Annotated in this window: 12 protein-coding genes; 10 read left to right on the forward strand and 2 right to left on the reverse strand. The window is 64.7% G+C overall.

What is annotated here, in order from left to right:
• The first annotated feature begins 77 nt into the window (after window positions 1-77).
• The 5 genes from BN1132_RS08735 (at window position 78) to BN1132_RS08755 (ending at window position 5,219) form a co-directional block, all read left to right on the forward strand.
• Window positions 78-2,033 carry a heme lyase CcmF/NrfE family subunit gene (locus BN1132_RS08735; RefSeq protein ID WP_042076866.1) on the forward strand — a complete coding sequence of 652 codons (1,956 nt, stop codon included), beginning with the start codon at window positions 78-80 and terminating at the stop codon, window positions 2,031-2,033.
• A complete protein-coding gene (locus tag BN1132_RS08740) occupies window positions 2,030-2,560 on the forward strand; it encodes a DsbE family thiol:disulfide interchange protein (protein ID WP_042076868.1) in 531 nt (176 codons plus the stop codon). Before BN1132_RS08735 ends, BN1132_RS08740 begins: the two co-directional genes overlap by 4 nt.
• A 10-nt stretch (window positions 2,561-2,570) precedes the next feature.
• Complete coding sequence (locus BN1132_RS08745; protein ID WP_042076869.1) at window positions 2,571-3,053, forward strand: cytochrome c-type biogenesis protein; 483 nt, start codon at window positions 2,571-2,573, stop codon at window positions 3,051-3,053.
• Window positions 3,050-4,324: a c-type cytochrome biogenesis protein CcmI gene (gene ccmI / locus BN1132_RS08750; protein WP_042076871.1), complete on the forward strand. Its 1,275-nt coding sequence runs from the start codon at window positions 3,050-3,052 to the stop codon at window positions 4,322-4,324. Before BN1132_RS08745 ends, ccmI begins: the two co-directional genes overlap by 4 nt.
• An 82-nt stretch (window positions 4,325-4,406) precedes the next feature.
• A complete protein-coding gene (locus tag BN1132_RS08755; RefSeq protein ID WP_042076874.1) occupies window positions 4,407-5,219 on the forward strand; it encodes an MlaA family lipoprotein in 813 nt (270 codons plus the stop codon).
• Window positions 5,220-5,328: 109 nt separating this feature from the next.
• Here BN1132_RS08755 and sodB read toward each other — a convergent pair whose 3' ends face one another.
• The gene (sodB, locus tag BN1132_RS08760; RefSeq protein WP_005298860.1) at window positions 5,329-5,913 is read right to left on the reverse strand and encodes a superoxide dismutase [Fe]; all 585 of its coding nucleotides are present in this window, start codon (window positions 5,911-5,913) and stop codon (window positions 5,329-5,331) included.
• 287 nt (window positions 5,914-6,200) lie between these two features.
• On the opposite strand from sodB, the gene BN1132_RS08765 reads away from it, so the two are divergent.
• Window positions 6,201-6,545 (forward strand): Grx4 family monothiol glutaredoxin, encoded by a 345-nt coding sequence (locus BN1132_RS08765; RefSeq protein WP_042076876.1) that lies wholly within the window; start codon window positions 6,201-6,203, stop codon window positions 6,543-6,545.
• Between the two features lie 209 nt (window positions 6,546-6,754).
• Here the strand turns inward: BN1132_RS08765 and BN1132_RS08770 are convergent, their stop codons facing one another.
• Window positions 6,755-7,966, reverse strand: a complete 1,212-nt coding sequence (locus BN1132_RS08770; RefSeq protein ID WP_042076878.1) for an RsmB/NOP family class I SAM-dependent RNA methyltransferase — start codon at window positions 7,964-7,966, stop codon at window positions 6,755-6,757.
• Window positions 7,967-8,176: 210 nt separating this feature from the next.
• Here BN1132_RS08770 and BN1132_RS08775 point away from each other — a divergent pair, with 210 nt between their 5' ends.
• The 4 genes from BN1132_RS08775 to BN1132_RS08790 all read left to right on the forward strand — a co-directional run bounded on the left by BN1132_RS08775 (window position 8,177) and on the right by BN1132_RS08790 (window position 12,366).
• A complete protein-coding gene (locus tag BN1132_RS08775; RefSeq protein WP_042076880.1) occupies window positions 8,177-10,162 on the forward strand; it encodes a reprolysin-like metallopeptidase in 1,986 nt (661 codons plus the stop codon).
• A complete protein-coding gene (locus tag BN1132_RS08780; RefSeq protein ID WP_042076881.1) occupies window positions 10,159-10,482 on the forward strand; it encodes a hypothetical protein in 324 nt (107 codons plus the stop codon). The genes BN1132_RS08775 and BN1132_RS08780 overlap by 4 nt, the downstream gene beginning before the upstream one ends.
• A 163-nt stretch (window positions 10,483-10,645) precedes the next feature.
• Entirely contained in the window at window positions 10,646-11,284 is a 639-nt protein-coding gene (pdxH, locus tag BN1132_RS08785) for a pyridoxamine 5'-phosphate oxidase (RefSeq protein WP_042076883.1), read from the forward strand.
• Window positions 11,285-11,418: 134 nt separating this feature from the next.
• The gene (locus BN1132_RS08790; RefSeq protein WP_042076885.1) at window positions 11,419-12,366 is read left to right on the forward strand and encodes a GNAT family N-acetyltransferase; all 948 of its coding nucleotides are present in this window, start codon (window positions 11,419-11,421) and stop codon (window positions 12,364-12,366) included.
• Window positions 12,367-12,413: the final 47 nt, after the last annotated feature.

The following is a 12,413-nucleotide window of genomic DNA, read 5'->3' on the forward strand; positions in this document are numbered from 1 at the left end:
GAGCTACCCGCGCCCTTCTCCCCGTCTCTCTCCCGTGCACCGGTTCATGCCGCGGCTCGATTGAAAGGAAGCCAGTCATGATCCCTGAACTCGGTCACTTCGCCCTGATCCTGGCCTTTGCCACCGCCCTGCTGCTGGGGAGCTACCCCTTGATCGGGGCCCATCTCGGCCGACTCGGCATGATGTCGGCGGCCCGACCGCTCGCCTACAGCCAGTTCCTGCTGCTGCTGCTGTCGTTCCTCTGCCTCACCTGGGCCTTTATCGACAACGACTTTACCGTGCAGTACGTGGCCACCAACTCCAACAGCCTGCTGCCGCTGGCCTATCGCATCTCGGCGGTGTGGGGGGCCCACGAGGGGTCCCTGCTGCTCTGGGTACTGACCCTGGGGGGCTGGACCGCGGCCGTCGCCCTCTTCAGCCGCCGGCTGCCGCTGGATGCGGTGGCACGGGTGCTGGGGGTGCTCGGCCTCATCTCGGTGGGCTTCACCGCCTTCGTGCTGTTCACCTCGGATCCCTTCACCCGCACCCTGCCGTACTTCCCGGTGGACGGGCGTGACCTCAACCCCCTGCTGCAGGATCCCGGCCTCATCTTCCACCCCCCCATGCTCTACATGGGCTATGTGGGCTTCTCGGTGGCCTTCGCCTTCGCCATCGCCTCCCTGATGACGGGGCGCCTCGACGCCACCTGGGCGCGCTGGTCCCGCCCCTGGACCATGGCGGCCTGGGTCTTCCTGACGCTCGGCATAGTGCTCGGCTCCTGGTGGGCCTATTACGAGCTCGGCTGGGGCGGCTGGTGGTTCTGGGATCCGGTGGAAAACGCCTCCTTCATGCCCTGGCTGGCGGGCACGGCCTTGCTGCACTCGCTGGCGGTGAGCGAGAAGCGCGCCACCTTCAAGGCCTGGACAGTGCTGCTGGCACTCTCCGCCTTCTCCCTGAGCCTGCTCGGCACCTTCCTGGTGCGCTCCGGCGTGCTGGTGTCCGTCCATGCGTTCGCCTCGGACCCGACCCGGGGCCTCTTCATCCTGGGCTTCCTGCTGGCGGTGATAGGCTCATCCTTGCTGCTGTTCGCCTTCAAGGGCTCCCAGGTGAAGAGCCACGGCAAGCACGAGCTGTGGAGTCGCGAGACCCTGCTCCTTGGCAACAACATCCTGCTGGTGGCGGGCCTGCTCACCGTGCTGCTCGGCACCCTGCTGCCCCTGGTGCACAAGGAGCTGGGACTGGGCAGCATCTCCATCGGCACCCCCTTCTTCAACCACATCTACAGCTGGCTCATCATCCCGTTCGCCCTGCTGCTGGGGGTGGGCCCCCTGTTCCGCTGGCGCCGCCAGGAACTGGGGGAGCTCAGGCTCAAGGTGGTGGTCGCCCTGGTGCTGAGCCTGGCCGCCGCCTTCCTGCTGCCCCTCGCCTTCGCGGAAGACTTCAAGCCCTGGGCTGCACTCGGCATCGGTCTGGGCGTCTGGATCATCGTCACCAGCGTGCAGGAGACCTGGGTGCGCGCCACCCACAAGCACGGTTTCGCCACCGGCGTGCGCAGGCTGGGCAACAGCCACTGGGCCATGATCCTGGGCCACGTGGGGCTCGCGGTCAGCATCATCGGCATCGCCTGCACCCAGAACTACAGCATCGAGAAGGACCTGCGGATGCAGGCCGGGGATCGCGTCCAGTTCGCCGATTACGAGTTCGTCTTCACCGGCATCAAGGAGAAGAACGGTCCCAACTACGACGGCTTCAAGGGTGTGCTGGAGGTGCACCGGGACGGCAGGCAGGTGGCCCTGCTCAAGCCCGAGAAGCGGATGTACACCGTGAGCCGCATGCCGATGACCGAGGCGGCCATCGATGCGGGCTTTACCCGGGATCTCTATGCGGCGCTCGGCGAGCAGCTCGACAACGGCGCCTGGGCGGTGCGGATCTACTACAAACCCTTCGTGCGCTGGATCTGGTTTGGCGGCGTCTTCATGGCCATCGGCGGCGTGCTGGCCATGCTGGACAAGCGCTACCGGTTCGGCCGTCGTGACGAGGAGGTCAAGGCATGAATAAGAAGACCTGGCTCTATCTGCTGCCCTTCATCATCTTCCTGCTGGGGGCCCTGTTCCTGTTCAAGGGGCTCTACTCCGATCCCACCAAGCTCGAGTCCGTGATGGTGGACAAGGAGGTGCCCGTGTTCACCCTGCAGGACATCTACGATCTCGGCAAGCAACACGACAGGAGCATCCTCAAGGGACGCCCCATGCTGCTCAACGTCTGGGCCACCTGGTGCCCGACCTGCTACGGGGAGCACACCTACCTCAAGGAGCTGGCGGGGCAGGGGATCTACATCGTCGGCATGAACTACAAGGACGAGCGGGACAAGGCCATCAAGTGGCTGGCGGAGCTCGGCAATCCGTACCAGGTCAACCTCTATGACCCGGACGGCATGCTGGGGCTGGATCTCGGTGTTTATGGTGCGCCCGAGACCTTCTTCATCGACAGCCAGGGCATCATCCGCTATCGCCACGTGGGGGACGTGAACCCGGAAGTCTGGGCCAGTACCCTCAAACCCATCTTCGATGCCATGAAGTGAGGCCTCCCCGATGAAAACACTGATTGCATCCCTGTTGCTGCTGGCCGGTCTCGTCTGCGCCGGCCAGGCCAGCGCCGCCATCGATGTCTACACCTTCGACAGCGATGCCCAGGAGCAGACCTTTCGCGAGCTGACCCGCGAGCTGCGCTGCCCCAAGTGCCAGAACCAGGACATCGCGGACTCTAACGCCGGACTCGCCAAGGACTTGCGGGACAAGACCTACCAGATGGTGCGCGAGGGCAAGGAGAAGCAGGAAGTGGTGGGCTACATGGTGGCCCGCTACGGCAACTTCATCCTCTATGATCCCCCCCTGATGGCCTCGACCCTGATCCTCTGGCTTGGCCCCCTGCTGGTCATCGTCATCGGCGTCGTCACCCTGGTGGTGCGAAGCCGCCGCCACGTCCCCGCTACCCTGCAACAGCCTGAAGGCGCCCTGAGCGCAGAAGAGCAGGCAAGGCTCTCCGCCCTGCTCAAAGAGGAAGAGAAACCATGACCCCATTCTGGATACTGGGCGCCGCCCTGCTGGTGCTGGCGAGCCTGGCGCTGATCGTGCCGCTCTGGCGCGGCGAGGGACGCCAGAGCATCAGCCGCTCGGCCCTCAACAAGCAGCTCTATCGCCAGCGCCTGCTGGAGATTGGCGAGGAGCGTGAACAGGGGGTGCTGGCCGAGGAGTCGGAGTCCCTGGTGGAGCTGCAGCGCAGCCTGCTGGACGACATCCCCGACGTGGAGCAGACCGCCCGTGGCGGCAAGAGCCTGATCTGGATCCCCGGTGTGCTGGTGCTGGCGGCGGTGAGCGTCGGCCTCTACGCCAAGCTCGGCGCCTGGCAGGAGGTGAGCCGCTGGCAGGATGCCAGCAGCCGGCTGGGAGAGCTCAGCAACCGCATCCTGGTGGAGCGAGACGCCCAGGTGACCGAGCAGGATCTGCTGGACTTCACCCTGGGGCTGCGCACCCGGCTGAAAGAGGAACCGAATGACTATCGCGGCTGGCTGTTGCTGGGGCGTCTGACCCTGGATGGCAATGACCCCGAGATGGCCCGCGAGGCGCTGGAGCGGGCCTATGCCCTGGCGCCCCAGAAGGCGCTGGTGGCGGTGCCCTATGCCCAGGCCCTGATGATGACGGGGGAGGAGGCCAGGGCGGACCAGTTGCTGCAGGCCGTCATCACCGAGGATCCCGCCAATATCGAGGCGCGCTCCGTCCACGCCTTCATGGCGCTGCAAAAAGAGGATTTCCAGACCGCCCTCGATCGCTGGCAGGCCATGCTGCCGCTGCTGGAGAAAGGGTCGACCCGCCAGGTCATGGTGGAGCGCTCCATCGAGTATGCCCAGCAGCAACTGCGCCAGCGCGGGGCGGCCGTGAGCGCGGCCCCCGTCACGCAAACGAACCAGGCTGCAGCCCAGGCGCAGGAAATGGCGGTGAAGGAGGGGGAGTTCCCCCTGCATATCACCCTGGCCCCCGGCATCCAGCTGCCGGAGGATGCCCATCTGTTCGTGTTTGCGGTGATCCCCAATGGCCCGCCCATGCCCATCGCGGTCAAGCGCATCCCGGCGCCGCAGTTGCCCCTCACCCTGTCCCTGGGGGACGGGGACGCCATGATGGAGGGGAGCAAGCTGGCGGCCCACGCCGAGCTGCAGTTCAAGGCGCGCCTCTCCCGGGGCGGCAACGTCATGAACAAGGAGGGGGCCTTCGAAGGGGTCTCCGTCACCGTGCCGACCAGTACCATTCCCACAGCGCCGATTGACATCCGCATCGATCACGCCCTCTAATACATCTTTGGCCCGCCCCTGGAGGGGCGGGTCACCTGTATAATCCATACCAATACCCAATAAAAAAGCTTAGGACTTTCATATGTATCTGCGTTCAGGAGCATTGGCAGTGGCATTGCTGCTTGGGGGCTGTGCGGGTGGCCCTCCCAAGCCGGGCCCAGAGAGCCTGGATCTCAACGAGACCCCCAGCCGCCCCGAGGCGACCAGCACGGCCAGCGACCCCCGTGACCCCTTCCAGGGGGCGAACCGGGCCATGTGGGCCGTCAACTACGACGTGCTGGAGCCCTATGTGGCCCGCCCCGTGGTACACGGTTATGCCCGCTATGTCCCGCAGGGGGTGCAGGACGGCATCGCGAACTTCGTGGATAACTTCGACGAGCCGAGCAGCATGGTCAACCACCTGCTGGTGGGAGACTTGAAGGGGGCGGGGACCAACCTGGGCCGCTTCACTCTCAACACCACGGTGGGCCTGCTGGGCATCTTCGATGTGGCCAGGCATGCGGGTCTCGAGCGCAACATGCTGGAGATGGATACGGTGCTCGGCAAGGCCGACATCGGGGATGGCGCCTACATCATGGTGCCCGTCTACGGCCCGACCACCACCCGGGAGCTGGTGGGGGATACCATCGATACCCTCTACTTCCCCTATGCCCTGCTGACCTTCCCCATGAAGTTCGTACATTGGGCGCTGGACGGCCTGGGCACCCGCGCCAAGCTCATCGATCAGGAGCGGATCATCGACAACGCCCTGGATCCCTATGCGCTGACCAAGGACTTCTACCTGCAGTACAACGATGGCAAGGTGACGGGGCGCAAGCCCGAGCTTCAGCAGCAGAAGCCAGAGGCGGCGGATGATGGCAGCCTCGACGACTACATGGACGAGATTGACCAGTAAGCGTGGTCAAGTTTGACAAGGCGCCCGCGGGCGCCTTTGTTGTCGATGGCTGGTGTTCGACCATAAAAAACGCCCCGCAAGTGCGGGGCGTTTTGGCAAGAAAGGCTTATCAGGCAGCCAGGTTCTTGGCCACGAATTCCCAGTTGACCAGGGCCCAGAAGGTTTCCATGTACTTCGGACGCAGGTTGCGGAAATCGATGTAGTAGGCGTGCTCCCACAGGTCGACGGTCAGCAGCGGGGTGGTCCCGGCTTCGGTCAGGGGGCAGCCGGCGTTGGAGGTGTTGACGATGGCCAGGGAGCCGTCAGCCTTCTTCACCAGCCAGGTCCAGCTGGAGCCGAAGTTGCCGATGGCAGACTTGGTGAACGCATCCTTGAATTCGGCGAAGGAGCCGAAGGCCTTGGTGATGGCATCGGCCAGGGCGCCAGTGGGTTCGCCACCGCCGTTCGGGGAGAGGCAGTGCCAGTAGAAGGTGTGGTTCCAGATCTGGGCGGCGTTGTTGAAGATGCCGCCAGTGGAGGTCTTGATGATCTCTTCCAGAGACTTGCCTTCAAACTCGGTACCCGGCACCAGGTTGTTCAGGTTGACCACGTAGGTGTTGTGGTGCTTGCCATGGTGGTATTCCAGGGTCTCCTGGGAGATGTGCGGTTCCAGAGCGTTGATTGCATAGGGCAGAGCGGGAAGTTCGAATGCCATTTTCTACTCTCCATTGGCTGGACCGTGCGAAGGCGACGGTTGCAAGACATTGCGTACTCTTTTCTGTCTCGAAAAGAATTGTTCTTGAAGTGATGGGGCCTGGCGGCCCAAAGCCCGTCGATTGTAGCAGCATCAAAGATGGGCGAACAACTCTTGATTCTCGCCATGATCCGGATCAAGCTGCGGCGTATTGACGCATGACTTCTTTCGTTCTGAACGGTTTGCCAGTTTGTGGTCTGCCCGGATTGCAGTAGAATGGCCGCCGAAATCGCTCCAGTGAGGCATTTATGGAAACTATCGAAAAGATCAAACAGCAGCTGGCTGAGAATCCCATCATCCTGTACATGAAGGGATCCCCCAAGCTACCCAGCTGCGGTTTCTCTGCCCAGGCCTCCCAGGCCCTGATGTCCTGCGGCGAGCCCTTCGCCTACGTCGACATTTTGCAAAACCCGGACATCCGCGCCGAGCTGCCGAAATTCGCCAACTGGCCCACCTTCCCGCAGCTGTGGGTCGAGGGCGAGCTGGTCGGCGGCTGCGACATCATGATCGAGATGTTCCAGGCCGGCGAGCTGCAGACCCTGATCAAGGAAGTCGCCGCCAAGCACAAGGATGATGCCGCCGCCGCCGAATAAGGCCCCATCCGTACCATGCAAAAAGGGGAGCCATTGGCTCCCCTTTTTTATTCATCGTGTCGACAGCCAGAACCTGTTCACGATTTGTCACGAGAGGCTCTCAGCAAGGTGAAGAGCAGCGGAGGAACCGGAGTGTGTAAATACACATGAGGATTCCGAGCAGCACATGAGCCTTGATCACGGCCTCGCAGTCAGATCGTGAGCGGTTCTCAGGCGATGCGTTCGATGCGCGCCATATAGAAACCGTCGAAGCCGGTGGCGGCCGGACTCACGGTGTGATCCTCCAGCAGACGGAAGTGCGCGTTGGCGGCGAGGAACTTGTCCACCTGCTGGCGGTTCTCCTCGGGCAGGATGGAACAGGTCGCGTAGACCAGCAGGCCGCCCACCTTCACCATCTGGCTGTAACGTTGCAGAATTTCTTCTTGCAGGGCGACCAGCACCGGCAGACGCTCGGCGGTGTCGCGCCACTTGGCATCCGGGTTGCGCTTGAGCACGCCCAGGCCAGAGCAGGGCACGTCCAGCAGCACGCGATCCGCGCTCTCCTTGAGGCGCTTGACGGTCTTGCTGCTGGTGATGACCCGGGTCTCCACGTTGTGGGCACCGGCACGGCGGGCACGCTGCTTGAGGTTCTCCAGTTTCCACTCTTCCACGTCCATGGCCAGCAGGCGGCCCTTGCCCTGCATCATGGCGGCCAGGTGCAGGGTCTTGCCGCCGGCACCGGCGCAGGCGTCGATGACGCGCATGCCGGGCGCCACGTCCAGGGCCGCGGCCACCAGCTGGGAGCCGGCGTCCTGCTGCTCGAAGCAGCCGTCGGCGAAGGCCTGGGTGCGGAACAGGGCGGCGTCCGAGGTCACTTGCAGGGCGGTATCCACTCCGTCGACGGGCACTGTGGTGACATGCTCCTTGGCCAGCATGGCTTGCAGCTCGTCCCGGGTGCACTTGAGGGTGTTGACCCGCAGGTAACGCTTGGGCATCCAGGCCAGGGCGGCGCGTTCGGCAGGCCAGGCCTCACCCAGCTGCTCGCTGCCGAGTTTTTCCAGCCAGGCGGGGCAGCCATCCATCAGCACCGGGTTCTTCTTGGCCTCGGTCAAGCGGCGACGGAACGCCTCTTCGTTGAAGCGATCCAGGGTCGGATGGTTGGGCTGGTCTATCTTGTGGAAGGCGTGCCAGCTGTGCAGCAGCGGCCAGACGTTCTTCTCGGCCTGACGGACCTGAATGCCGGTGAGGAAGCAGTAGAGGCTGAGGCGACGCAGTAGGTCGCCGGTGACCAGGGCAATCCTTGCCTGTTCTTGCGGCTTGAGTTCGATGCCGGAGAAGTGACGGGCATAAGCGCGGTCGAGGGTGAGACCCTGACCCAGCACATCGTCAACGATGGCAACGACCAGATCCCCGAAACGGGGCAACAGTGGGGACTTGAGCATGAGATTAACCTTGGCCAAAGAAAGGGTGAACCGGCCCCGTCGGAGAGGGGTTCTGAAACGGACAAATCCGCGCCATGATAGGGGCTAGTCTGCATTGGTGCAACCTTCCCCATTCGGGGAATGTACAGAGGATGGTGCTGGACTAATCGGACCAGCAGGCAAATGATGCCGTGGCAGTTCAGGCGAACGCATTTAAAAAGGAATAAAAAGATGCAGTTGATGAAATATTCTCCGCTGGCGTTGCTGGTGGCCGGTCTGATGACCTCCAACGGCCTGGCCGCCAGGGAGTGGAATACGGTGGCGGCACGGGCCACCGCCGCCGATGGCTATGAGGTGCGGGCCAACCAGTACCGCATCGTGACCGTGTCCACCGACTATCTGGCCGAGCTGAAGGCAGGCAAGCGCCAGCTGACCCTGCCTCTGCCGGACGGCCAGGAGGTGACCTTCAGCCTGCAACCCTATGATCTGCTGCCGGCGGACCTCGCCGCCAAGTACCCCGGGATCCGGACCTTCAAGGGACACGACGAAGCGAACCCGGTCGAGACCGGGCGCGTCGATCTCGGCCCCCAGGGCTTCCACGCCATGTTCAGCCACCAGGGCAAGATGGTGTTCGTCGACCCTCTTCGCAATGGCGAGGGCTACGCGGTCTATTACCAGCAGGATGCCCACAGCCGGCTGGAAGAGGAAGCTGACAAGGTTATCGGTGGCGAGGCCAAAAAGCTGGCCCGCCAGGTGCTGGTGGATGGCAACGAGCGCAAGCGCTATGTCATCGCCATCTCGGCGGCGGGGGAGTACACCCAGTATCACGGCGGTACCGTCGAGGCCGGTCTTGGCGCCATCACCACACTGCTCAACCGGGTCAACGAGGTGTACCAGCGCGACGTGGCGGCCGAGTTCCAGCTGGCCAGCGGCAACGACACCATCATCTTCACCGACGCGGCCACGGATCCCTTCTTCAACGGGGATGATCCCTCCGGCTCTGGCCTGAACGACGTCGACGTCAACATGCAGGTGCAGGCCGTGGCGCAGACCCTGGGGCTGGGCGCCTTCGACATCGGCCACGTGGTCAACACCGGGGGCGGCGGCCTGGCGGGCCTGGGCGTGCTCTGTACCGGCGAGAAATCGGCGGGGATGACGGGCTCCCCCAACCCGGTGGGAGATGCCTTCTTCATCGACTACGTGGCCCACGAGATCGGTCACCAGTTCGGCGCCGAGCACACCTTCAACGGCACCACAGGCAGTTGCGGCGGTGGCAACCGGGAGCCCAGCCAGGCCTGGGAGCCCGGCAGCGGCAGCTCCATCATGGCCTATGCGGGGATCTGCGGGGAGGAGAACCTGCAGGCCAACAGCCTGCCCTATTTCCACAGCAAGTCCATCGAGCAGATGCGGGCCCACATGGCCACCGTACCCAGTTGTGGTACCAGCCAGACGCTCGTCAACAACGCGCCCCAGGTGGCGGCGGGCAGCGACTATGTGATCCCGGCCAACACCCCCTTCGTGCTCAAGGGGGCAGGCACCGATCTGGACAATGACGCCCTGAGTTACACCTGGGAGCAGATCGATCTCGGCACCGAGTCCTTCAGCGTCGCCAGCATGGTGGACGACGGCAGTCGCCCGCTGTTCCCCTTCGTGGCGCCGACCAGCGTGCCGGAACGTATCCTGCCAAGCTTGCCTTCCCTGCTCACCAACACCCTGGCGAAGGGAGAGGCCTGGCCCACCACCAACCGGGATCTCAACTTCCGCCTCACGGCACGGGATGGCAAGGGGGGGGTCAGCAGTGACGACATGAAGGTGCAGGTGGTCGACACCGGCAAGGCCTTTGCCCTGACCAGCCCGCTGGTGACCCCGCTGGCGGCCGGCCAGACGCAGACCATCGGCTGGGAAGTGGCCGGCACCAATGTGGCGCCCATCAACTGCAGCAAGGTGGATCTCTACATGACCCGGGACGAGGGGGTGAACTGGACCCTGCTCGCCGGCGGCCAGCCCAACTCGGGATCGGCGAGCGTCGCCATTCCGGCGGGCAAGGACGGTACCGCCAGATTGAAGGTGGCCTGCAGCAACAACCTCTTCTTCGCCATCAGCCCCCTCAAGCTGTCGGTGACCCAGCGCGTGGAAGGCGGCGGTGGTGGCGGCGGTGCCCTCGGCATCTGGACCCTGGCGCTGGCCCTGCTGGGCTGGCGACGGAGGCGGGCATGAGGCTGCTCGGCACGCTGCTGCTCGCCCTGCTCGGCGGTTGTCAGGCCGATGCCGATACCCTGGCACAGGCCATCGACGACAGCCTCGCCAGGCAGGACTACCGGTTGATCGTGCGGGCCGGGCGCGGCGAGGTGGCGCCCGGCATCGCGGCGGAGCAGCAGGTCTCGGCCAAGGCGCGCTGCGGTGTGCGCTACCTCGACGGCTTCGGCGATGTCATCAAGCCGGAGCAGAAGGAGGCCCACGCCAGGCTGAGCGCCTATGCGGCGCAATACAACCAGCGCATGCTGGCCCATTGCCCGCCGGTTGACGGCAAGCCATAGGCAGGCGGCAGCCAGTTGGCAGAAACAGGGAGGCATGAGCCTCCCTTTCTTTTTTTGCACGGCCATTTGGCCGCTCCGAGGCTTGTACCCATGGCGTGCTCGTCGCACAATGCCTGCACCCATAGCCGCACGGGCGGCAAAGAAAGAGAGAAGGAAAATCAAGATGATGGATGTGGCTGATCTGCGTCGTGAATACACCCGGGGCGGACTGCACCGGGCCGATCTGCCGGCCGAGCCCCTCGCCCTGTTCGAGAAGTGGCTGGCCCAGGCGTGCGAGGCCAAGCTGACCGACCCCACCGCCATGGTGGTGGGCACAGTGGACGCAGACGGCCAGCCCTGGCAGCGCACCGTGCTGCTCAAGCACTACGATGCCGAGGGCATGGTGTTCTACACCAACATGGGCAGCCGCAAGGCGCGCCAGTTGGAGGACAATCCCCGCATCAGCCTGCTCTTCCCCTGGCACACCCTGGACCGCCAGGTGCACGTCACCGGCCGGGTTGAGAAGATGAGCACCTTCGAGGTGATGAAGTATTTCCACAGCCGCCCCAAGGACAGCCAGATCGCGGCCTGGGTCTCCCAGCAGTCGACCCGCATCTCGGCCCGTGGCGTGCTGGAGGCCAAGTTCCTCGAACTCAAGCAGAAATTTGCCAAGGGCGAGGTGCCGCTGCCGAGCTTCTGGGGCGGTTTCCGAGTGCGCATCGATACCGTCGAGTTCTGGCAGGGTGGTGAGCATCGCCTGCACGATCGCTTCTACTACACCCGAGAGGGGGACGGCTGGCACATCGAGCGCCTGGCCCCCTGATGAACCTTGCCAGGCTCTCCCTGCAAGGGCGGTTGTGTATTGATGAGCGCGGTTGAGCGCCGGATCCGTGGGCGTCGCTCGGTAATGGTCACGGTTTCTTCCCGTGTCAGCATCCTGTTGTCGCAGGAGGGGGCATGGATCTGTTGATAGAGGGGAGGCTCTGGCAGCCCCACTGGCAAGGCGTGTTGCAGGCCTGGCAGCGGCAGGGGAACCGCTGGTGGCTGCTGCTCGGCAAGGGGGAGGCGAGGGAGATGGCACCCTGGGCGGCCTGCCCGCCAAATGGCATTCTCCGTGCCCGGGACCTGCTCGCCGCCTGGCTCGAGGCGGATGCCGCCCCCCTCATGACTGGGGAGCCGAGCCGGCAGATCCTGATCGCTGCCTCCGGCGCCCTGCTGACCCTGGCGAAGGAGAGCGGCCTGATCACCCTGGGACCCAGGGGGGCTGACCAGACCCTCGGCGCCGATGAGGATCTGGCTAGCGTGCTGCAAGCGCTGCTCGCCCGGCGCCTGACCACGCCGGTGCTGCGCGACACCGGCTGGCAGGACGCATTGGTGCTGCGCCCCCTCGCGCCTGCCGATGAGAGCGCCATCCAGCACTATTGCTCGGACGCGGCGCTCGCCCGCTACATCCTCAACATTCCCAATCCTTATCCCGACGGGGCGGCCAGGGACTGGCTCGCCCTGAGCGGGCGCAAGGCGGCCCTCGGGATGGGGCGAACCTGGGCCCTGACCTTGCCGCAGGGGCGCGAAGACGAGCCCGCTCCCCTGGTCGGTACCATCTCCCTGCACTGGCACGGGGAGCTGGCCTGGTGGGTGGGCGTGCCCTGGCAGAACCGGGGGCTGGCCACGCGCGCCGGGTTGCTGATCAGGGCGTTTGCGTTCGATCGGCTCCACCTGGCTGCCCTGACCGCCCGCCACCTGCCGGGCAACCTCGCCTCCGCCCGGGTGATGGCCAAGCTCGGCATGCGCCACTGCGGGCGGTGGCCCGACTCGGCTCGCCAGCCCCTGGCACTCGATCACTGGCGACTGGACAGGGAGCCCTCCCTGTCGGCGGCCAGGACGCATCCTCGCCCCTTTTCCTGAGTCCGTCCTCCCATTTTCAGACAAAGGCACTCAAGCCGGGTGCCACT

Origin of the sequence: Aeromonas sanarellii (assembly GCF_000820085.1) — a bacterium.
Classification (GTDB): Bacteria; Pseudomonadota; Gammaproteobacteria; order Enterobacterales; family Aeromonadaceae; genus Aeromonas; species Aeromonas sanarellii.